The 24,024-nt window shown below is 36.3% G+C and carries 15 protein-coding genes and 1 pseudogene; 10 read left to right on the forward strand and 6 right to left on the reverse strand.

What is annotated here, in order from left to right:
* The 3 genes and pseudogenes from K8B81_RS02510 to K8B81_RS02520 form a co-directional block, all read right to left on the reverse strand.
* Positions 1–1,165: pseudogene (locus K8B81_RS02510) on the reverse strand (IS1182 family transposase); the annotation flags it as partial.
* A gap of 159 nt (positions 1,166–1,324) precedes the next feature.
* On the reverse strand, positions 1,325–1,777 hold the full coding sequence (locus K8B81_RS02515; protein ID WP_223678646.1) for a MauE/DoxX family redox-associated membrane protein: 453 nt from the start codon (positions 1,775–1,777) through the stop codon (positions 1,325–1,327).
* A gap of 370 nt (positions 1,778–2,147) precedes the next feature.
* Complete coding sequence (locus tag K8B81_RS02520; RefSeq protein ID WP_223678647.1) at positions 2,148–2,597, reverse strand: nuclear transport factor 2 family protein; 450 nt, start codon at positions 2,595–2,597, stop codon at positions 2,148–2,150.
* A gap of 126 nt (positions 2,598–2,723) precedes the next feature.
* On the opposite strand from K8B81_RS02520, the gene K8B81_RS02525 reads away from it, so the two are divergent.
* The gene (locus K8B81_RS02525) at positions 2,724–3,086 is read left to right on the forward strand and encodes a winged helix-turn-helix transcriptional regulator (protein WP_223678648.1); all 363 of its coding nucleotides are present in this window, start codon (positions 2,724–2,726) and stop codon (positions 3,084–3,086) included.
* A gap of 914 nt (positions 3,087–4,000) precedes the next feature.
* Here K8B81_RS02525 and K8B81_RS02530 read toward each other — a convergent pair.
* Genes K8B81_RS02530 through K8B81_RS02540 form a run of 3 tightly spaced genes read right to left on the reverse strand, consistent with a single transcriptional unit; the run spans position 4,001 to position 12,771 of the window.
* Positions 4,001–5,938 carry an OmpA family protein gene (locus tag K8B81_RS02530; RefSeq protein WP_223678649.1) on the reverse strand — a complete coding sequence of 646 codons (1,938 nt, stop codon included), beginning with the start codon at positions 5,936–5,938 and terminating at the stop codon, positions 4,001–4,003.
* Between the two features lie 2 nt (positions 5,939–5,940).
* Entirely contained in the window at positions 5,941–6,849 is a 909-nt protein-coding gene (locus K8B81_RS02535; RefSeq protein WP_223678650.1) for a PorP/SprF family type IX secretion system membrane protein, read from the reverse strand.
* Positions 6,850–6,906: 57 nt separating this feature from the next.
* Positions 6,907–12,771, reverse strand: coding sequence for an Ig-like domain-containing protein (locus tag K8B81_RS02540; protein ID WP_223678651.1), 5,865 nt, complete (start codon positions 12,769–12,771; stop codon positions 6,907–6,909).
* Positions 12,772–13,674: 903 nt separating this feature from the next.
* On the opposite strand from K8B81_RS02540, the gene K8B81_RS02545 reads away from it, so the two are divergent.
* From K8B81_RS02545 to K8B81_RS02585, 9 genes are all read left to right on the forward strand, one after another.
* A complete protein-coding gene (locus K8B81_RS02545; RefSeq protein WP_223678652.1) occupies positions 13,675–15,219 on the forward strand; it encodes a helix-turn-helix domain-containing protein in 1,545 nt (514 codons plus the stop codon).
* A gap of 175 nt (positions 15,220–15,394) precedes the next feature.
* Positions 15,395–15,619, forward strand: a complete 225-nt coding sequence (locus tag K8B81_RS02550; RefSeq protein WP_223678653.1) for a hypothetical protein — start codon at positions 15,395–15,397, stop codon at positions 15,617–15,619.
* 352 nt (positions 15,620–15,971) lie between these two features.
* The gene (locus K8B81_RS02555; RefSeq protein WP_223678654.1) at positions 15,972–16,880 is read left to right on the forward strand and encodes an alpha/beta fold hydrolase; all 909 of its coding nucleotides are present in this window, start codon (positions 15,972–15,974) and stop codon (positions 16,878–16,880) included.
* Between the two features lie 102 nt (positions 16,881–16,982).
* Entirely contained in the window at positions 16,983–17,855 is an 873-nt protein-coding gene (locus tag K8B81_RS02560) for a helix-turn-helix domain-containing protein (protein WP_223678655.1), read from the forward strand.
* 68 nt (positions 17,856–17,923) lie between these two features.
* On the forward strand, positions 17,924–19,912 hold the full coding sequence (locus K8B81_RS02565; RefSeq protein ID WP_223678656.1) for a GAF domain-containing hybrid sensor histidine kinase/response regulator: 1,989 nt from the start codon (positions 17,924–17,926) through the stop codon (positions 19,910–19,912).
* Positions 19,913–19,995: 83 nt separating this feature from the next.
* Positions 19,996–20,361 carry a response regulator transcription factor gene (locus K8B81_RS02570; RefSeq protein ID WP_223678657.1) on the forward strand — a complete coding sequence of 122 codons (366 nt, stop codon included), beginning with the start codon at positions 19,996–19,998 and terminating at the stop codon, positions 20,359–20,361.
* Positions 20,362–20,371: 10 nt separating this feature from the next.
* Complete coding sequence (locus tag K8B81_RS02575) at positions 20,372–21,208, forward strand: hypothetical protein (RefSeq protein ID WP_223678658.1); 837 nt, start codon at positions 20,372–20,374, stop codon at positions 21,206–21,208.
* Positions 21,205–22,638: a glycosyltransferase family 2 protein gene (locus K8B81_RS02580; protein ID WP_223678659.1), complete on the forward strand. Its 1,434-nt coding sequence runs from the start codon at positions 21,205–21,207 to the stop codon at positions 22,636–22,638. The genes K8B81_RS02575 and K8B81_RS02580 overlap by 4 nt, the downstream gene beginning before the upstream one ends.
* A gap of 81 nt (positions 22,639–22,719) precedes the next feature.
* Positions 22,720–23,940, forward strand: coding sequence for a DUF763 domain-containing protein (locus K8B81_RS02585; protein WP_223678660.1), 1,221 nt, complete (start codon positions 22,720–22,722; stop codon positions 23,938–23,940).
* Positions 23,941–24,024: the final 84 nt, after the last annotated feature.

A 24,024-nucleotide genomic window follows, 5' to 3' on the forward strand; every position in this document is an offset into this window, starting at 1 on the left:
TTTTGTCCCATCGGGCACACAAAAAAATCTTTTTCGTGGTTGTAAAAAAGGTTTTGAACCAAAAACGGATTTTGCTGTTGCCTGCGCTTTTGTTCTTTATGAAAGTAATTGTATTTCACATACGCCTCAATTGCTTTTGCTTCCATTAACTCGTAATTTTCTTGGCTGCCGTACCCCGCATCTGCCACGATTTCTGAACTTTGAGTTTGATATTGGCTTTCAAAACCATTCAAATGCCCTTCTAGAGTAGTGGTGTCCCCTGGGCTTTGATGCAGCCTAAAATGAGTGATAAACTGCGATTCGGTACTTATTTGCGCATTGTAAGCCGGTTTTAGCTGTCCGTTTTGCATGTGATCGTCCTTCAAACGCATAAAAGTAGCATCCGGATCGGTCTTGCTATACGAGTTTCTTGGGCCCAAAATCTCAAGCTGTTGCTCGTATTTTTCAAGTCTTGGAAGATGTTCTTCTTGTAATTTATCAAGTTGTTTTTGAGTAGCTTTAGAACGTTCTTTGAGCTTAGAATTCAGTTCTTGCAACTTTTCTTGTAGCGCCCTACTATCAATAGCACGTGGGGTTTCGGACTTATTAAGCGATTTTTGATCGATTTTGACCTGGCTCTCGATATCGGCGAGGACCGATTGGATTTTGGCTTGGAGCTTCTCTTTGTATTTCTCAACTGAACCTTTCCAAACAAAAGTATAACGATTGGCCGGGGATTCAATTTTCGTTCCGTCGATATACTGGACCTCCAGGCTTACATAACCCATTTCTTGCAACATACGCACCACATCAGAAAACAATTGCTGGATTTTTCCGCTTAATCTTTTTCCACGAAAATAATTTATCGTTCTAAAATCAGGGGTACTCTGGCCACTGAGCCACATAAAATGAATGTTCTCGTGGAGTGCTTTTTCTATTTTTCGACAAGAATAAATATTGCTTAAATAGGCGTAAAACAGCACTTTAACCAACATTCTTGGGTGGTAACTACTGGTGCCCCCACCTTTGTATTGCTCAATTAAAGTATCGTGTTCAAGTGGTTGACCACTTCATTTACCAATCGAACGGGATGGTTTTGAGGAATTTTATTAAAAATATCTTCCGGAAAAAGACTTGGACTATTGGCTGGTAATGCCTTAAAATGTATTTTTGAATTGTTTGTCATAGCAACCTCAAAATACTATTTTTGAGGGATAAACACAAAAAAAATCCCGAAAAATTTCGGGATTTTTGCCTTTTGAGACTTTTTAGACAGCCTCTTCGGCGTTTATAGGGCGGAGCTTTTATTTTCGAACCCGGCATCCAAAAACACGGATCAATAGGATCAATGCGAAAACCTGTGGGATTGAAAAATTAAGCATAAATATTTGTTAGCCATTGCTGTTACTGCTAAGGCTATAAATAAACAATTGAAAATAAAATGTTCTTTCCATACCATTTTTTCCAGTATTCCACCGCATGAACAAGGCACAAAAGAGCTGAAGTTTAAGATGAAACAAATATATGCCGTAAACAACACCATTAGTGCAAAAGCAGCCAGAAGACCTACTTTTCTGTATTTGGGAATTGTCAATAAGACTGCTGTCAGGATTTCAAATAAGGGTACTGACCATGAAATTTCTCCAGCAAATGCACTCAATAAAGGCGACTGCCCCAACTGTACCTGAAAGTTTTCGAAATCCAATAGCTTGCTGACTGCTGCATAGACGAACAACAGGACATACAGATAACAGATTATTTGTATCACCATACTTTTAAGACTTTTTTTTGACTCCATACTCTTATCTGTTTACTTTTTATAAATTTGTTCCTAAACTCTAAACAAATTTAGATGGGTGGTTTTTAAAAAGTGTTGTGAAAAACAGGACAAAAGTTGTGAAAAACGCGCCTATTTAACCCTTAAAAATATTCCTGCGGTTTTTTACTATTACCATTGTTCTTTACTGTAATTTTTCAAGCTGAATAAATAAGGAAATACAAAAGCCCATTCCTTAAGAAATGGACAACTACGTTGTCTTACAACTTTTAGAATGGGCTTTAACAGACTCCAATAGACAGATAGCATGAGAACTATCGCGATGGCATGATTTCAAATTAAACTTCCCATACGCTTCAAACGAGTATTTTCGAAGTCAATTACAATATAATCACTGAATTCCGGATTTTTTCTCGATTACGAATGCTTCTAACTCCGCCATTTTACCCTCTTTAAATCGCCAGATGTCACAATAAGTATAGTGAACGTATTCTCCATTTTTATTTTTTAAGGCAATGTTACCTGTTGCGGTTACAAAGTCACCCTCCTCTATTGCCCTTTCCATATCAAATACCGGTGGTGCCAGATAGAATTCGTTTATATATTGTCTTACCGCTTCTTTTCCTAAAAGGGTCCTCTCTCCCACAAAGACCCATTTGGTATCTTCTGTAAGATAGGATAAGTATGCTTCGTATTCCCCTTTTTTTACATGTTCGTTTGCCTTAACTAATATCGTTGTATTTTTCATGTCGCTTTTCTTTTTTAATTTTAGATTTTCATTTTGAGAATACGTATTGAGTACTGTCATCAATACTACTATTTGTGATACTTTTTTTATCATTCCTTTTTTTGATTTAATTTTGAATTTTAGATTATTTAAACAGAAATAGTTCTGCGAAGCTATAACATAAAAGTGATATTGGCTGTATAGACAACCCATTGTAAGGTACTATCAAAAATGTAAGTTATGTCGAAAGTTAAGGTTACAAGCACAAATTTTGAAAATAAAAAAATCCTGGAAGATGAGTGCGCTGAGGTATATGCAGCAAATATCATTGGCGGCCAATGGTCCCTTGTAATTTGTTCCTGGCTGTTACAAGGCAAAATGCGTTTTGGCGAAATAAAAAAGTCTATCCCCAATATCACCGAACGTATGCTAACCCTACAACTGCGGAAACTGGAACAAGATAATATCATAAAAAGAAAGGTATATGCTGAGGTCCCTCCTAAAGTTGAATATGAGCTAACAGAAATTGGATATGAACTAAAACCGATAATCCAGCAAATGGAAGAATGGGGAAAAAGGCACAAATATTTGTATGCTAAATGATGATGTAGAAAATTGTTTATCGACCGAAAGAAAATGGAAAACTTGTGGGGCTGTTTAAAACCCCAGCCTGGGAAATCCACACCCCTTATTTTGAGAAGCGGAATATCTATTTTTACGTAAACAAATGCGAATTTAGGATTGTGGATTTTTTAAACCCACATCATCAGGATCCTAGTCTATTAGGCGGCAAACCTGTTTTTATGAGAAATTACTCACTTCCTGCAACAGTTCTTATTTTAATTATTTAAAATACTGTACGAAACCCACTCTGTACTCAAAGAGGCACGAAATTACTTCTTTTTATTTTATCTAAGATGAAGATACTATTGATTATGCAATCATTTGCCATTTCATTTTTACTTCAGAACATACTTATAAATAATCAAATTTAACTCTATTTGAAAAGGGTTCAACTTTAATTAAAAAGTCGAACCCCTTTATTTTAATTTTGTCTGCTTTTTTTATGCAACTTCCAACTTTTGAAAAGCCCACCATATGCGTCAATCTGCTTTTAAAAGTTGAAATCACTTAATTGTTTTAATTTTTTACAGAACAATTATAAATAATCCCTAATGAACTCAATAAAATTGCTTGTACCAAATTCAGTAAAAAAGACCTGTATTAATGGCTTTGCCAAATCTATTATTAATGAAGCCCAGAAAAATGTTCCGATAAAAATAAGGAGCCAGGTAATTCTATTTATGTGTCTCATAATTTCAATATCTTAATTATATGAAAAAATCTTCAGTTTTTTGAATGCTCACAGAAGTCCGATTAAATAAAATGCCTGATAATTTATCTTCGACGCATACACTTTGACTCCCTTTTAAAATTAAATTAATACGGATAGTTAAATAAATCTGACAAAATGCTAAGTCCTAAATAAGCCTGTCTTTTTGTACCCTATAATTTATTTACTGCATGGAAACAATTACGAATTCGCTTCTTCTGTTTAACTGGTGTTCTTCTTCTGTACAATTTACATTATCTGAACATTTATTGATCAGCTGACTTTCTCCATAACCCCTGCCTGATATTCTTTTAGCAGCAATTCCTTTTTGGATTAACCAGTTGATTGTGGCTTTCGCTCTTTTATTAGACAATGCCATATTGTATTTTTTAGTTTGCCTGCTATCGGTATGGGAACGAACGTCAATTTTCATGGATGGATACTGTTTTAGTACAGCTAAAATCTTTTCTAACTCAAAAGCAGCATCATTTCGGATAAAGGATTTATCCAGATCAAAATAAACAATAGGAATTTCAAGAGTCTTCGCCAAATCAGTCCCCACTCCTATTTCCTTCCTATTTTTTACCAATGCAATATTCAATTCTGATTTATCAGTTGGATGAATTGAAATTTTGGCTTCATTAGTTTCATATTCCTTTTTTGCCGCCCTTACATAATACGTTTGATTGCATTTTACGTTAAAGCTGTAAGTTCCGTCTGCAGCTGATACTACTTCTGCAATTTGCTGAAACTTATCATCAAGCAAAATTACTTTTGCAGTACTCAGCATCTCATTTGTATCAGAGTCTGATATTATACCCACTAATTGTTTATCGCAATTGAGTTTTCTCGTTTCTGTGAATTTATATATATCGTCATTTCCAATTCCTCCTTCTTTATTGGATGAAAAAAATCCTTTTCTGGTATTACTGTCCATTATAAAGGCAAAATCATCAAATTTGGTATTAACCGGTTCCCCTATATTTTGCACCTGACCGAAATCTGAATCAGTATTGATTTTTGAAACAAATATGTCAAGTCCTCCTAACCCCGGACGTCCGTCGCTGGCAAAATAAAGTTCATTTTCTGCGGATATAAAAGGGAACGTTTCACGTCCTTCTGTATTAATTGCCGCGCCAAGATTTTTAGGTTTTCCAAATGTACCATCTTCGTTAATTACAACACTATACAAATCAGACTGCCCAAAACTTCCCGGCATATCGGATGCAAAGTATAATTTTTTTTCATCGGGACCCAAAGCCGGATGTGCCACACTAAACTGATCACTATTAAAAGGTAATTCTGTAATATTGGTCCATTTATCATTAATGAAATCAGCTTTATACAATTTTAACAATGTAATTCTTTTTTCATCTTTTCCTTTTTTTCCATTTAAAAAATTGTTTCTGGTAAAATACATTGTCTTTCCATCTTTGGTAAAAACAGGTGTAGATTCATTAAATTTTGAATTAATTTTTTTCTGAAACCGGATTGGATTCCCTAAAGTCCCATCTGTTTTTAATTCTGCAGCATATAAGTTCGTAAAAGACCTGTTTGTCCATCTAAATGTTTTTTTGCTAACCGTTCCGGTATCACGTGAAGAAGCAAATATTAATTTATTATTTATTATTGCACTTCCGTAATCTGACTGAGTGGAATTAATACCCGTTTCTGATATATCAAACCTACCCGAATTTAACTTAATCTGTTCTAAATAGTTTTTATTATTCTGATATAAGACTCCTCTTGTATCCGTTTTAACTTTTTCATTAAAAGCAGCAAGCATTTCATCTGATTTAGCGTAATCCCCTGTAGATTTAAGAGTCTGCGCATACCTGTAAAAATATTCAGGCTCCTGTTGACTATTTAATGAAAATAATGCATCATACCACTTTGCAGCTTTAGTGAGTTCAGCATTGAAATAATAGGCATTTCCCAGTCTCTGAAACATTTTTTCATCCTTATATCCATTTTCGGCTACTTTTTCATAAATAGAAATAGCATCTATATAAGCATATTGATTATAGTTCTTCTCTGCTTTATTTAGGGCTGTCTTTTGCGCTGTTCCACAAAAAGAAACAGAAGACAAAAAAACGGTATATATTAAATTTTTAATTTTCATAATTAGAAAAATCTTGGTGAAGTTATTCTGCTATACTTATTTAAGAACTCAAAACGGAGGAATATTTCATGCGATCCTGAATTATAATTTACTAACCTGGTTGTTTCACGATCATAAGCATACCCCAGATACAGGCCATCAGTTATCTGAAATCCTGCCATTGCACTCACAGCTGCACTCCATCTGTAAGCAACACCTAAAACAAACTTGTCGTTAAACATAAAATTAGCCGATGCATCAACCTGAAGAGGTGAACCCTCAACCATTTTGGTCAATACTGCCGGTTTAAATTTTATCATTTCATATTGGTCTAAGTTGAATACATAACCTGCTATCAAATAATAATTGATACGACTTTTGTATATAGCCACCTCATTATCGTTATACTGATTTGTCTGGATAAAATTAGGTACAGACAAACCTACATAAGCTTTATCTGTGTGCCAGTAAACACCTGCACCAATATTAGGTGTAAACTTGTTTTTTAAATTCTGAAATTGCTGGTCCCCCTGATCTTCAGGTGTCAGCCTGTTTGGATCAAGATTGAATAGATTTGCTGATCCTTTTATACCAAAAGAAAGTTTAGCTTCAGCCGATGTTGGTATAGAATAAGAAAAATCAGCTGATAAGTTGTTTTCATTGGTGGGACCAATCTTATCGTTTATTAATGAAAGTCCGAGCCCAACATTTTCACCTACTGGTGCATTGACAGAAAAATTACTTGTTTCCGGAGCTCCATCTAATCCAACCCATTGTGTACGATACAATCCAAAAACGCTTATAACTCCTCTTGAACCTGCGTATGCAGGGTTTATATTAATAGTATTGTACATGTATTGTGTGAACTGCGCATCTTGCTGAGCAAAACTGGCAACCGAACAAAACAATAAGATTAAAACTAATTTTTTCATTTATTTTATTTTTAAATAATGGCTTAGCTTTTCACTAAGCCATTTCATTATAAATTATTATTTAGTAAGGTATAAATAGCCTGCTTTCTGTTGCGGATTTGATTGCTTATCTTTATATCTAACGACATAATAGTACGTACCCTCAGGCAACCCGTCTGATGTTTTAATAGTAGCACGACCTTCTGATACACCTGTAAAAGCAATGTCATTATTATTGTAATGATCCCTTTCAAATACTAAAACTCCCCAACGGTTGTAAATCTGCACGGTATTATCAGGATAACATTCCAGCCCTTGTACATAGAATTTTTTGTTCTTTTCATCACCATTTGCGGAAACAGCATTAAAGATTTTAATCACACATCCGCTTAATTCTAAAATGGTTGGTCTTTCTCCTTCATCATCACTAAAATCTGACTTATCTGAAACACTTATTCCGCTTTGGGTAATTCCAGATACTGTTGCCTGGTTACTTATGCTTCCGGAATTCACATCTGACTGAGTTAAAGTATAAGTTCCTGTGATTGAAAAGTTATTGCTTTCGCCAACTGCTAAATTGATAGGGCCTCCGCTCATAATAATGCCCGGCAATGGGTCGGAAACTACTATATTTTCAAGATCAACATTACCTTTATTTGTTATCGTAAAACTATACGTTAACGTTTCTCCGGCTTCCGCATATCCGTTTCCGTTGCTATCGTTTAATATTCCTGTTTTCACTATTGCAATTGCAGGCACTTCAACAAAAATCTCCGCTGTTGCAGTACTACAATTAGAAGGATTAGCCACTTCACATATTTGGTATGTTATGGTGTGTTGTCCTGCTGCCGTAATCGGTGCAACATCTATTGTCCCATCAGCATTAAGGGAAATACCGTTTGGTAAATTTACCCCTGTTACAATAACATCTGAAGGCACAAGAGGATTTCCGTTTAATGTATCATTATCCAAAACATTGACAACTTCTAAAGAACCATTAATTCCGTCTGCTAATTTTACCGGATCTGCTACTGCCTGCAGTAAGGCTTTTTCAATTATTAATGTTATCAATGCAGGACTGGCATCAATACCTCCTTCATTATCAGTAGCAGTAAATGTAAATGTATCATTACCCACAAAGGCTCCATTAGGATCATAAGTAAGCTGTGCTGCCTCAGCCGGTGTTAAAATCTGATTGGCTGTTACCGGAACTCCTGATAAAGCTAAAACTCCATGAGCAGGTAAACTTACTATAGTATAACTTACAATAGTTCCATCTATATCTGTTGCTGTTAATGCATTGATTAATGTTGGCCCTGCTGTTGATAAAACAGGAGTATTTGTGTCATCTAATGCTATTGGCGCATCATTCACCGCATTCACGGTAATGACAACATCGGCTGTATCAGTCAGCACACCATCAGTTAAGGTATAAGTGATCGTTGGCACTGTTCCGTTGTAATTGCTTGCCGGCACGAAAGTCATGCTTCCGTTTGCTAGTATGGTAATATTTCCAACGCCCGGGATGGCAACTGGTGAACCTACAGACTGTGTGCCTGTGATTCCCGCTATGGTGTAATCCTGAACCGTAAGCACGGCAGAGTCGATATCGCTGTCTACTCCTGCCACTGCATCAATATCAGTAATTATGTTTCCGATAATCGAAGCTGCATCCTCAAGGCCGCTGTAGGAATTGTTTTGCGCAACAGGTGCATCATTCACCGCATTAACGGTAATGACAATATCGGCTGTATCGGTCAGCGCACCATCAGTCAATGTATAAGTGATCGTTGGCACTGTGCCGTTGTAATTGGCTGCCGGAACGAAAGTAAGGCTTCCGTCTGCCAGTATGGTAATGTTTCCAACGCCCGGGATGGCAACTGGTGAACCTACAGACTGTGTGCCTGTGATTCCTGCTATGGTGTAATCCTGAACCGTAAACACGGCAGAGTCGATATCGCTGTCTACTCCGGCCACTGCATCAATATCAGTAATTACGTTTCCGGTAATCGAAGCCGCATCCTCCAGGCCGCTGTAGGCATTGTTTTGTGCAACAGGTGCATCATTGACCGCATTTACGGTAATGACAACATCGGCTGTATCGGTCAGCGCACCATCAGTTAAGGTATAAGTGATCGTTGGCACTGTGCCATTGTAATTGGCTGCCGGCACGAAAGTCATGCTTCCGTTTGCCAGTATGGTAATATTTCCAACGCCCGGGATGGCAACTGGCGAACCTACTGCCTGTATGCCTGTGATTCCCGCTATGGTGTAATCCTGAACCGTAAGCACGGCAGAGTCGATATCGCTGTCCACTCCGGCAACAGGATCGGTATCAGTAATCACGTTTCCGGTAATCGAAGCCGCATCCTCAAGGCCACTGTAGGCATTGTTTTGTGCTATTGGTGCATCATTCACCGCATTTACGGTAATGACAACATCGGCCGTATCGGTCAGTGCGCCATCAGTCAAGGTATAAGTGATCGTTGGCACCGTGCCGTTGTAATTGGCCGCCGGAACGAAAGTAATACTACCGTTTGCCAATATGGTAATTTGTCCAACGCCCGGGATGGCAACTGGCGAACCTACTGCCTGTATGCCTGTGATTCCTGCTATGGTGTAATCCTGAACCGTAAGCACTGTAGAGTCGATATCGCTGTCTACCCCTGCCACTGCATCAATATCAGTAATTATGTTTCCGGTAATCGAAGCCGCATCCTCCAGGCCGCTGTAGGCATTGTTTTGTGCAACAGGTGCATCATTGACCGCATTTACGGTGATAAGCTGATTAGCTGTAGCCGTCCCGCCGTTTCCATCGCTGATCACGTAAGGAAAACTGATCGCTGTGCCAGAGTTGAAGTTGACATCAGGCGTAAAGGTAATGACCCCTGCAGCTGATATATTTACTGTACCGTTTGGCACTGTTATGCTTTGGGCTGCGCCAGTCAATGCGGTTCCGTTGATAGAGGTAATTGTAAGGGTATCTCCGTCAGCGTCTGTATCCAAGGCAAGAGGGTTCAGGTTAACGGTACTGTCTTCTGCAACTGTATAAGTATCATCAACTGCAACAGGATTGTCATTCACTGCATTCACGGTAATGACAACATCGGCTGTATCAGTCAGCACACCATCAGTTAAGGTATAAGTGATCGTTGGCACTGTTCCGTTGTAATTGGCTGCCGGAACGAAAGTAAGGCTTCCATTTGCCAGTATGGTAATGTTTCCAACTCCCGGGATAGCAACTGGCGAACCTACTGCCTGTATGCCTGTGATTCCCGCTATGGTGTAATCCTGAACCGTAAGCACGGCAGAGTCGATATCGCTGTCTACCCCTGCCACTGCATCGGTATCGGTAATTATGTTTCCGGTAATCGAAGTCGCATCCTCCAGACCGCTGTAGGCATTGTTTTGTGCAACAGGCGTATCATTTACAGCCGTAACAGTGATAAGCTGATTAGCTGTAGCCGTCCCGCCGTTTCCATCGCTGATCACGTAAGGAAAACTGATCGCTGTGCCAGAGTTGAAGTTGACATCAGGCGTAAAGGTAATGACCCCTGCAGCTGATATATTTACTGTACCGTTTGGCACTGTTATGCTTTGGGCTGCGCCAGTCAATGCGGTTCCGTTGATAGAGGTAATTGTAAGGGTATCTCCGTCAGCGTCTGTATCCAAGGCAAGAGGGTTCAGGTTAACGGTACTGTCTTCTGCAACTGTATAAGTATCATCAACTGCAACAGGATTGTCATTCACCGCATTCACGGTAATGACAACATCGGCTGTATCGGTAAGCGCGCCATCAGTCAAGGTATAAGTGATCGTTGGCACTGGGCCGTTGTAATTGGCTGCCGGAACGAAAGTAAGGCTTCCGTTTGCCAGTATGGTAATTTGTCCAACGCCCGGGATGGCAACTGGCGAACCTACTGCCTGTATGCCTGTGATTCCCGCTATGGTGTAATCCTGAACCGTAAGCACGGCAGAGTCGATATCGCTGTCCACTCCGGCAACTGGATCGTTATCAGTAATCACGTTTCCGGTAATCGACGCCGCATCCTCAAGGCCGCTGTAGGTGTTGTTTTGTGCTATTGGTGCATGATTATTACTAACTACAGGAGTTGATGTTGAGGTATTATTTCCAATAATTGGATCGTATAAATTACTTGTAATAGTTGCTGTGTTGGCATAGTTTCCTGTGGCATTTACAGTAGCAGTTATTGTCATCGTGGCATTCGTACCATTATTTAATGTGCCAATTACCCACACTCCTGTTCCAGGATTAAATGTTCCAACACCTGGTGCAGCACTCACAAAGGTATATCCATTCGGCAATATATCGGTAACTTCAACACCATTGGCATCGTTTGGTCCTGCATTTTCTGCGGTCAGCGTAAAAGTCACGCTATCACCAGGTGCGGGAGTGGTATTATCCACTATTTTATCAATACCTATATTAGCCTGCAAAACTGTTATTTGTGCAGAATTAGAAATTATTGGACAAATTTTTCCACTATGAGAAACTATAGCTCTAAACTGAATTTCGTTTTGACCAATTGTTATATTATTAACTGAAAGTGAGGAAGTAGTTGCTCCACTGTATTGTCCTCCATTATTTACATTAGCCCATGTCGAACCATTATTCGTACTCATCTGCCATTGATAAACAAGACCAGCATTTGTATTTGTTGCTGGCGGAACGTTATAATTGGGAATACCTCCACTAAAAGTAGTCGTATTTCTACCGGTTGCGGTTATTGCAAAAGTAGTATTTGCTCCAACATTTACTGCTGAATTCGATGGATGAGATGTAATATTAAGTTGTGTGGCGACAATTACATTGGCATAATTACCGGTATATGATGCCGTCGTAACCTTTCCTTCCGAGTCTACTCCAGGTGTTCCTGTACCATAAACACCTCCATCTCCTCCATCTGCACTTGCTGAATTATAATATTCATTTGCATCCGAACAGCCATCATTATCAGAGTCTAAATCAAGATAATTTGGCACCCCATCCCCGTCACTATCTACTATAGAATAGTCTGAACAATAAATCATACTTGTAATTCCGGTAGTAACCGTATTACTATTCGTTCCTGTAAGGTTTTTATAAGATCGGATCTCAATTCGTGTAACTTCTCCGGGAATTGTAGTCGTAAAAAAGTTAGCATCAACATTGGCACCACCTGTTGTAACAGCATTTGTAATTTTTAATCCATCTCCTAAATCGTAAACTGTCCAAGTACCAGCCGTACCAAGTGCAGGGCTAAAATTAGAAAGATTGGATGGATTTAATGGAATGGGAGTAGCTCCATTAAAAGCATAAATTTCATAAGCATCATCAGAATTCAATCCGGCAGAAATAAACTGAAAGCCATCTGTTTTGTAAGGAAGCTGCATGGTATATACTGCATAATTTGAAGTATTGGCAGCTGCACCTGTATTATTGGTTCTGGTATTTATAGGCTGCAAATAGATATAATCACCTACAGCTGAGAAGTTGTCTTTTATCTGAACACCTCCTGCGCGGTTTGCATTACCAGACGTACCCGAAGCTGCACCCCAAGTCGCGGTCCCTACCAATGCAGCACTAAAATTTAATGTCCCATTGGAAAGATTGTTAATTGTAACAGGTGTGGTAGTTTGTGCGGCATTAAACAGCGTGTTAAAAGAATATGGAACAGTATTCATACTTGTTGTTACAGAATTTATACACGTATATCTACCCTCGACAATATCTGAAATACCATCATTATCACTATCTGTATCACAACTGTTTGCAAAACCGTCACCATCGGTATCCGGATTAGAGCCCGATGATGCACATTGTGCATTAGCATTAATTGATGTGAAAAAAAATAAAACTATTGTAAAAATAATTTTTGCACAATCAAACAAAAAATCTAAGCTTATATGATTTTTTTGTTTCTTGTTCCTCGTAATTTTCATAGTTACTGCTTTAAGATTATAGTAATTGTATAAAAAATGGATTTTGCGTATGTGAAGTTTTTGCAATTTCCTTCCTGACAGTAGAAACTGTTTCATTATTGCGTATAAGATTTACCTTATTCTCCTGAAAAAAGAATAAATTACCCGAAGAAGATGTTACCTGAAATCCGTGTACCGGAGAGAGAAATAAATACGCTTTTGCGTAACTTTTATTAGCACATACCAGCAATAAAAAGCAGACCAGAAAAATATTAAATTTCCTGTTTTTGATATTTATTAAAATTTTAAAAAAAGTAAAGTTCACCATATATTAATTTAGATTTTGTTGAAAGCAATTTGAGATTCTGATTTAGACCAGTATAAATTTTATGTAGTATTGCGATATCATCTTTTCGCCAGCACATAATTTTTAAAACGACTGCAAAACTGATGAATCTCTTTATACAAAAAGATTAAAGTATTTTACATATTACGTAATAAGTAAAACATAAGGTCTGCAAACAAAAAATTAAAAAACTAACAATCAACACATTAAAGAAAAAAGACTAAAAAACAAAGCTGGAGACGAAATCTTAATTATCATGTATAAAGTCGTACATTTTTATTTTTCTGATGAAGAAAAGAAGTTAAAATGGTTTCATTTTCAAGTGAAGTCGATTGTTTTTTCGACAGGAATTTTATGAAAGTCAGTACTAATAATGAAGTAAAAAGCACATAACGAATCTATATCGTTAAATTATTTAGAGTAATTACAAATAAAAAGCGTTATTTTTGCCCTGTTAAAAATTGATCAGATCATTTGATTAAAAATTCCACTTACTAAAAATTCTACAATCCTGTTATATACTTAAAAAGAAGCTGTTACAATATTTGTAATCGTTCCTTATTATATTTATTTTTTATATGCGCTTAAAATCATTTATCATCCTTGCACTTGTAGTTCTGTCACATCAGGTAAGTTGCGCTCAAGATTCTAAATACGATCGTATTTTCTCAGAGACGTCCCAGATATTGCTTGCTTCAAATCCCAAAAAAGCTTTACAAAACACAGATTATCTTTACAAAATTTCCAATAATAATTCAGAACGCATCAAAGCATGTATGCTAAGAGCTACACTTTTACGTCAGTATGGTTTACGAAACGAAGCTATTTCAGCATTAAAGCGTGCGGACAGTTTAAGCTTAACCGACAAAAACTATAATCTGCAGGCTAGAATCAATGGGTTTATGTCAACAATCTACCGTGAATATGAAATATATAACTTAGGTAAAAGTCATTTAAAAAAGGCAGTTGCTATTAGTAAAAAAATTGAAGATAAAAATGAGATGTATAAATTTCAGGGAAATTTATCCCAGGAAATAGCTTATTATGAGATGAATGATTCTAATTATTCAAAAGCAATCAGCAGCCTCAAAGCAGGAAATAAGTTATTTAAGAAAGCTGGAAAATCTATTGATCAAAATTTTCACACAGCAGTAAATAACGAACTAATTGCTAAAAATTATCTATCATTACATGAGCCAGATTCTGCTTTAGTTTTTTATAATGAAGCGCAAAAAGAACTTATGGCATCGCAGTCTTCAAATAGCCCTCTTAAAGGATTCATCTATAATGGTTTTGCAAATGTGTACATTGCTACTGGAGATGAGAAGAAAGCAATGCATCATTTTAAAATGGCTGAAGAAATAGCAGAAGCTTCGAATTTTTTCACATTGAAGCAAGAAGTTTATAATTCCTTAATGGATTATTATAAAAAAACTGATACTAAAAAATATATAAAGTACAATGAGCTAAACCTGAAATTAAATAAAGATGAAGAACACAGCCGTAAAATTATTGCAGATGATTTAATTAAAACACTCCGCAATAAACAAGTTGTCAACCAATCAAATTACCAAAAAAGTAAAATCATTATTATTGGAAGCTGTATTCTAATTGTTTTGTTTACAATTGGCATCTATATTTATAAAAGAAAGCAAGACTATAAAAAGTTTAAAAAATTCATTACAAAAAGTGAGGTACAGCCTGAAATTGAGAAACCAATAGTCGCTAAAAAAGATAGTACAAGGGAGTATATATCAGAAACAACTGAAAACAGTATCTTAAAAAGTATACAGGAACTTGAAAAGTCTCATTTTTATCTCAATAAGGATATATCCCTAAATTCTGTCGCTGCAGAGCTATCCATCAACCAGCGTTACCTATCTTATGTAATTAACAAACATACCGGTAAAGATTTTGCCAGTTATATAAATGAAATGAGGATTAACTATATCATTGATCGCCTGAAAAATGACAACAGTTACCTAAAATATAAAATAAGTTATCTCGCAGACCAATGTGGTTTCTCATCCCATAGCAGATTTACTGTAACCTTTAAGAAAGTGACCGGCATCTCGCCCATGAATTTTATAACTTATTTACAACAGGAGAAAAACGAAATTTAATCCATTCAAATTAAACAACTTACAGATTCATATTCGAATATATCATAGAAATGCAACTACAATTTAAATAGGGTTGCATTCTTTCTTAAAAAGAACCTACCCTTATAATTATTTAAAATGCTGACTGGATACCCTCTCAGCATTTTTTTATACCTCAAAAGCCAAATACATCATAATGGTTAATCTTATCAGAGTAAAATACCAAACTGATTTTGGGACATCGAAATTAAAATCAATTTACGATCCTATGGTGTACTCAGGAAAAAGTATGGAACAGACAATTGGTGCTATTAGTACTAATGATCATATATGCCTTACTGCTACAAGCTATAATCCTATTTCTGGGATATTGAAAGAAATGCAGCACATTTTGTCTGAATCCTGTAATGTGAGTATTTAGAAATCTATTATTTAAACTAATAATCCTATAATGTGCTAACAATATAGGATTGTTTTTTTATAGGAATAAGTGATATAAATATTGCAGCAAATGCAATCACTTGTCTTTTTATCAGTATTTCATTTCCCTATGGAATCATAATTCCACACTTTTTGTGAACTCGCATGTTCGAAACCACATATAACAACTCAAAACAAGACAGTTAGGTTCGTAAAACCCTTACTTTTTTGCTTTAGGGAAAAATGTACAACGAACTTGCACAATCGTCCATTTCGGCGCCTGTTAGTATTGCTCATCTTTGTACTGTAATAATTAATCAAATAAATAATAGTAACAATTAATCAAAAACAAGATGAAAACATTTTTTTTAACACTAAGCTTTTTATTTATCTTTACTTCAAACCAAACAATCTTCTCTCAGTCAAAAAGAGTTCCTGCATCTGCCGGAAGATTAGAATTTATTGAAGTTGAACCTAATGTAAAACTTCACGTAACAGATTTAGGAGAAGGCCAGCCAATTGTATTAATTCATGGGTGGCCATTAAATGATGCAATGTACGAATATCAATATCAGTATTTTGTACAGAAAGGATTCAGAGTAATAGGAATATCCCTGAGAGGATTTGGAAAATCTGACAAACCATATGGTAAATATGATTTCGATGTTTTCTCAGATGATATAAAGGTCGTACTGGAAAAACTTAAAATAAACAATGCTGTTCTTGGCGGTTTTTCTATGGGCGGTGCAGTAGTTTTGCATTATATGGACAAATACAAAGGTGCGCATGTGAATAAACTGGCTCTTTTTGGTGCAGCGGCCCCTTCCTGGAAACAGCGCAGCGATTATCCTTATGGTGCAACAGATGAGGCAGCTGCGGGACTGATACAGACTACACGAACTAACAGACAACAGTTAATTGAGGATTTTGGTAAAGCTTTTGGAGCATCTGAAACGTCACTTTCCCCAGCGATGTCACAGTGGCTGGCAAGTATTAACTCCGATGCTTCACCTTATGCAACCACTCAATCTATAATTGCCTTAAGAGACCTTGATCTTCGTCCGGCATTATCAGGAATTAACGTACCTGTCGCCATATTTCATGGAGCAAAAGACAAACTGTGTGATTTTGTATTTGCAGAACAATTACATAAAGGTCTTAAAAATTCTTATATTGTGAAATTTGAAAACAGTGGTCACGCCTTGTTTATCGAAGAAATGGAGAAGTTTAATACCGAACTTGAAAAATTTGCAAAAAAATAATTTTCTGGCAAATTTATAGTGTCAGAAGATAATGATAATAAGTTATTTTCAATAACCTGGCCGGTCTTTAAAACAGACCGGCTTTTAATACGAAAAAAAATAATGAAGCACCACCTTTTTGATTTAAACCTGAAGAAAATAGGCATGTTAAGAATCGATAATGACAGCGTTGATATCATCAATTCTGAAACTTATAAGTCTTATATAAAAGTACTTTATCTTCCGTCAGGCTGTGAAATTAAAGTAGATTTCAGCTTGTATACAACTTCTTCCCCTTCCCTCTTTTTTATAAGTCCCAATCAGGTTTTAAGTATCAATAAACATGGTGATGAATCAGGCTACTTCATATTTTATAACATGGACTTTTATTGTATTCAAATCCATGATGAAGAAGTAGCATGCGACGGATTACTTTTCAATAATATTCATAACATGCCCATGACAATTGTACCAAAACAGGAGTCTGCATTTATAGATTATTTATTTGTTCAGATGGAAGACGAATTTATTTTAAAGGATTCTTCACAGGAAGAAATGATTCGTACTTACCTGAAACAAATCTTTATAAAGTCAACAAGATTATGGAAACTCCAACACCTTGATGGTGTATTGGCGCAGCAGCATAATGATCTTGAATGTTTCAGAAAATTTACTCAGTTAGTTGAGGCCAATTATAAAACAAAGCATACTGTCGCAGATTATGCAGATCTATTAGCTATGGCACCAAAGACCTTAACCCATAAGCTAAAGAGAATGAATCTGCCCCAGCCCAACGAAATTATCAAAAGCCGGATTATCCTGGAAGCCAAAAGATTATTAGTTCATACTTCTAAAAGTGTAAAAGAAGTCGCATATGATCTTGGATATGAAGATCCTGCTTATTTTAGCAGACTTTTTTTCATAAAGACCAATGAAACCCCTTTTGGATTTAAAAATAAATACCTGAGCCTTCAAAACTTAGAAGAAGAAATGTAACATTTCAATTTCGAATTTATTGAAAGTTCAATATCAAATTATTATATTTATACATTTACCTTTGCTAAATGAAAAATATAGAACTTCCAATACCTCACAACGAAAAAGAACGCTTAGCAGCATTAAAAAGATATAACATTCTTGATTCATTACCTGATCATGCTTTTGATGACGCCACAAAACTTGTTTCCTATATTTGTGGTGTACCCATCGCCTATATCTCCTTTATAGACGAGAGCAGACAATGGTTTAAATCGGAAATTGGTATAGGTGTAACAGAGGTCCCTCGCGAAATTAGCTTTTGCCAGTATACCATTATGGAATCAAAAATGGTTGAAATCCCTGACACACTTTTAAACGAAAGATTTAAAGAAGACCCTAACGTTACAGGAGGTTTTAAAGTAAGGTTTTATGCGGGTATCCCGCTAACAACACCAGACGGTTATAATATAGGAACCATTTGTGCTATCGACCACATCACTAAGGAACTCAACGAAAATCAAAAAAATGCACTGTCAATTATTGCCAAACATGTAATAAATCAGTTAGAATTATCAACGAAAAACATTGAGCTGGATGCCCAGAAAAAAATTGCTGAACGTGCTGTATTAGCAAAAGATAGTTTTTTGGCTAATATGAGCCATGAAATCAGAACACCTTTAAACGCTATAATTGGTTTTACAGACCTTTTGGCGCAGACAAAATTAGATACTACCCAAAGAGATTATATTGATAGTGTGCAAATTGCAGGTGAGAACCTACTTCTGATTATCAACGACATTCTTGATCTTTCTAAAATCGAATCAGGCAATCTGACTATTGAGGCTCAGCCATTCAATTTAAAAAAGATACTTAAACATGTCTATAATTTATTAAAAATCAAAGCATCTTCGGCGGTAGAATTCAATTTATTCGTAGATACCGAATTGCCTGAATTGGTCATAGGCGACCAGGGGCGATTGAATCAAATATTGGTTAATCTTACTGGAAACGCCCTTAAGTTTACCGAAGAAGGAGAAGTTACAGTATCAGTAAAAAAGGTTAACGAGACCGATGATGATTATTCGCTTCGGTTTTCGGTTAAAGATACCGGAATAGGGATACAAGAGGAAAAACTCAAGACTATATTTGAACGTTTTACCCAGGCCGAAGAAAGCACAACCCGAAGATTTGGCGGTACCGGACTTGGCCTCAGCATTGTAAAACAATTAGTAGAACTGCAAAACTCTGAAATCCATGTAAAAAGCAAAGAGGGCCGTGGTTCAGAATTCTCTTTTGTCCTTACTTATAAAAAAGCGGATTACGTTGAAACTCCAATTGAAAAATTGCTGGAAGAACATCTGGGCAAACTGAAAATCCTTTTGTGTGAAGACAATGCCCTGAATCAGAAACTTGCAAAAAGTGTCATTGAAAATTTTGGATTTGAATTAGATATTGCCGAAAACGGCGAAGAAGGAATCGATTTGTTATCCAAAAACAACTATGATTTAGTACTAATGGATCTCCAGATGCCTGTCAAAGACGGATACCAGACAACAGAGTATATCAGGAAAGAAATGAAACTAACCATTCCGATTATAGCTATGACTGCACATTCGCTTGTAGGGGAACAGGAACGCTGTTATGATGTAGGAATGGATGCCTATGTACCTAAGCCTTTTAAACAGGCAATGCTTTTAGAGACTATAAAAACAGTCCTGACGAAAGATACCAACCAGCCGCCAAAGAGAAAGATCGATTTATCTTTTTTAGATGAAATGTCCTGTGGTAACCCAAACTTTAAACAGGATATGATAGATTTATTTATACAAAAAATCCCAAATGAGCTGGCCCAGCTGGAAGAGGCTTTTAATAGTAACGATATGGAAAGTGTAAAGAAACTGACTCATAATATGAGATCCAGTCTGGATATTTTCATGCTAAAAGATCTGTCTAATTTCTTATCCATTATCGAACAGGAAGCAATTATGGGCAAATTTACCACTGAAAGTTTAGATAAGATAAATATTTTACATTGTGGAATTATTGAGGTCGTTAAAATTTTAAAGGAACTATGATAAAAAGAAAATATGCTATAGCTTTACGTATTCCCATATTTTTTTTATTAAATTAATTTGTTCAAAGATAAATATTCAAACCAATGAAAATAGTTTTAGCTGAAGATAACGAAATCTTACGCAAATCATTATCTTTTTTCCTGACTTCTAAAGGATTTGCGGTTGATCAGTTCTCTGATGGTCAGGAGGCACTAGATGCTATTGAAAAGAATACTTATGACCTCATCCTTACAGATATTAATATGCCAGGCAAAAGCGGAATGGAAATTACACAATATGTGAGACAAAATATCCACTCTGACATTCCGATAATTATATTTACATCATCAGGGGTTGAACAAACAGAACTAGACTCTTTTGATATAGGTGCAAATGAATTTATTGCCAAACCTATTAGCCCCGCTGTACTCTTAATACGAATTAATAAATTACTGAATATCCGTTTGTAATAAAGTCAATATGATGAATATCTGGGAGCTTTATAAAAACAGTAACTGGGTAGAACCTTTTCTAATGGGTTCAATTTGCTTATTTGTTAGTCTATCAGCTATCCTGTATTTATTAATTATAGAAAGCCGCAACAGAAAAATAAAACAGGAAAAACTCAGAAATGATTACGAGCAAGTCATTGTAGAGTTAATGTATTCAGTAGTTTTTATGGATACTCCTTTTTCTTTGGTGAAAGAAGATTTAAATTATGCGCCTTTTTTAAAGAATACTTACTTCAGAACAGTGCTGGCCGAATCTGTTATCAATCTCCACAAAAATTATGATGGCGTTTATGCCCTAAAACTGGAGCAGTTTTATAAAGATTCTAAATTAATAAATAATTCTTTTAGAAAACTTAAAAGCCATAAATGGGAAGTAAAATGCAAAGGAATTACGGAATTGGCTGAAATGAATATTACAGAAGTCTTTGATACTATCATTTCTATTTCCAAATCCAAAAACAAAACCTTAAAAATCACAGCGATCAATGCTTCCATTAAGCTAGAAGGAATAAAAGGAATCATACATCTCACTGAACACCCCTATCCTGTTGATGACTGGACGCAGCTCAATATTATAAATGCTTTCAAAAAACACGACATTGGTGATGTCCAGGGCGTAGAATATTTGCTTGAATCGAAAAACACAACAATTGTGGCGCTGGGGCTGAAACTCATCAAAGAACTTAAGCTTACGCAAAAACTACATCATGTAGAACAATTGACACAAAAAGCTCCCAGTACACTCATACAATATGAAGCACAAAGTGTATTACAAGCGCTAACCGTAAATCTTGCAAACGAATGAGTTTTTTTACTAGTGAAACCATATGGTTTTTAGATGCTTATATACTTCTAATTCTTGGATATGCCATCCTAATCATGTCATCTTATCTCATATTAGCCTATCTATCTACAAAAGCGCTAAGGAGTTATCTTAAAAAAAACAGTTTTGTAGATTACGAAGTATTGCTCACCAGTGAATTTGCACCAAAACTTTCGCTGATTGCCCCTGCGTACAATGAAGGGTTTACTATTGAAGAAAATGTAAAATCATTACTTTCTTTAAATTACAATAATTATCAGGTAATTGTGGTCAATGACGGCAGCAAAGACAATTCGATGGAAATCCTGGTTAATACCTATGACCTTGTACTGACAGAACTTGAAGTAGATTTAAAAATCGAAACCAAAAAAGTCAGAGGAATATATACTTCCAGAAATTCTGCATTTAAAAAACTGATTGTTGTCGATAAAGAAAACGGAGGTAAGGCTGATGCTCTGAACGTAGGCCTTAATATTGCACAAAATCCTTACGTTGTCTGCATCGATGTTGACTGTATCCTGGACAAAGACTCTTTATTAAAATTAGCAAAACCTTTTTTAGAATCTCATGGCAAACGTATCATTGCTACCGGCGGTGTTGTAAGGATAGCGAACCAGTGTGTGATCCGGAATGGCCGTCTTGTAGAAGTACACATTCCTGATGCTATTTTACCAAGGATACAGGTTTTAGAATACCTTAGGGCTTTTCTTTTAGGAAGAATGGCCTGGGGCAGACTTGACGGACTATTGCTTATCAGTGGGGCATTTGGGGCATTTGACAAAGAAATAGCATTACTATCAGGCGGTTATGACACCAAAACGGTAGGTGAAGACATGGAGCTTGTAGTCAGAATGCGCCGATATATGGTTGAAAACAAGCTACCCTACTCTGTTAGCTACATACCCGACCCGCTTTGCTGGACAGAAGCGCCAGAAGATTTCAAAATATTTAAAAAACAACGCAGCCGATGGATGAGAGGAACAATTGAGACACTTACAATTCACAAAAAAATGTTCCTGAACCCTAAATATAAACTTCTGGGCATCGTTAGCATACCATACTGGACATTTTTCGAATTTCTGGCTCCTGCCATAGAGTTTATAGGGCTAATTATAACCTTATTATTTATACTTTTTGGTTTTATTAACTGGCATTTCTTCCTATTGCTAGTGCTTTTTGTTTATACCTTTGCTGTGTTCTTTTCAGTTATAGCCTTGTTTAGCGAAGAGTTTACTTATCATAAATATCCAAAACAAGCCGATTTTTTCAAGCTTCTGCTGGCTGCTTTCATAGAACCGTTGTACTTTCATCCGCTTACAGTATATGCTGCCTTAGTGGGGTATAAAGAAAAAATTAGGGGAACTAAGGGCTGGGGTGAAATGACAAGAAAAGGTTTTACAAAAAAAGAATAATTCATATAAATTAGTCCAATTGCTGCTTTAATACATTAAAAACATTTTTTCGTATTTTTACAGCATCCAAAATCCCTTCTCATGAAACGTTCCGGAACAGCAGATCTTCCATTGCATTATGGACATGTACCTTTATGGCTTGCCGAACGTATGTCTAAACTTGGCTTCGCAATAGTTGAAACTATTGCAATGGAGTTTTCTACATCAGAAGTGATCAGTAAGCTGAGTAATCCTTTCTGGTTCCAGAGTTTTGGTGCTGTTATGGGGATGGACTGGCATTCGTCCGGTATTACAACTTCTGTACTGGGTGCCTTAAAAAAATCTGTAAATCCACATTCAAAAGAACTGGGCATTTATATCTGCGGTGGTAAAGGCAAACATTCTATGCTCACACCTAAAGAACTTTTATTTGTAGGTGAAAAAACTGGGCTTGATGGCACTAACCTGGCAAATTGCAGCAAACTAACTGCAAAAGTTGACAATACAGCCATTCAGGACGGATTTCAATTATACCAGCATAATTTTATTGTTGACAACAAAGGACAATGGGCTGTTATTCAGCAAGGGATGAATCCTGACTCTAAAACAGCCAGAAGATATCACTGGCATTCTCAAGACCTGAAGTCTTTTATCAATGAGCCGCACACTTTTATATATGGCGAAAATCAGGGAACGATTTTAAATCTTACAGCAAAAAATGCTGAAAAATCCAGAGAAGGAATTTTAGAACTTTCAAAAGAATCCCCTACAAAAATCATGAAAGAAATGCAACATCTTAAAATGCCCGCACATCATGATGTCAGGATGGAAAATGTCAATATGAAAAGGCTCGGAGCTATGTTATGGGCAACCCATGAGAATAATCCGGAAGATTTTGAGGAACTTTTACTTTTAAAAGGTATGGGGCCAAGAGCTCTTCAGTCATTAGCATTAGTAAGCGAAGTAATTTACGGAACTCCAACCAGATTTGAAGACCCTGCCCGATTTTCATTTGCGCACGGTGGAAAAGACGGACACCCTTTTCCTGTTCCTGTCAAAATTTATGACGAAACAATTGACACTTTACAAAGAGCAATTAACCGTGCTAAAATTGGCAATAGTGATAAAATAAATGCCATACAGAAATTATCAGAAATTTCCAGAAAGGCCGAGGAAAGTTTTACACCCAACTCTAACTTTGATGCACTGATTCAAAAAGAGCGGAATGATTCGTATAAGTATGGTGGAAAAACTGTTTTCGGCGATGCTAAACCTTCTAAAAACAAACCTATTAATCCAAATAACCAACTGGAATTATTTTAGTCCCAACAATAAAAACTCTTAAAACCATTTCAATATTAGTCTCATAATTATATAAATACAAATTTCAATCTTATAAAAAAAGAA

This window comes from Flavobacterium hibisci, assembly GCF_020026925.1.
Classification (GTDB): domain Bacteria; phylum Bacteroidota; class Bacteroidia; order Flavobacteriales; family Flavobacteriaceae; genus Flavobacterium; species Flavobacterium hibisci.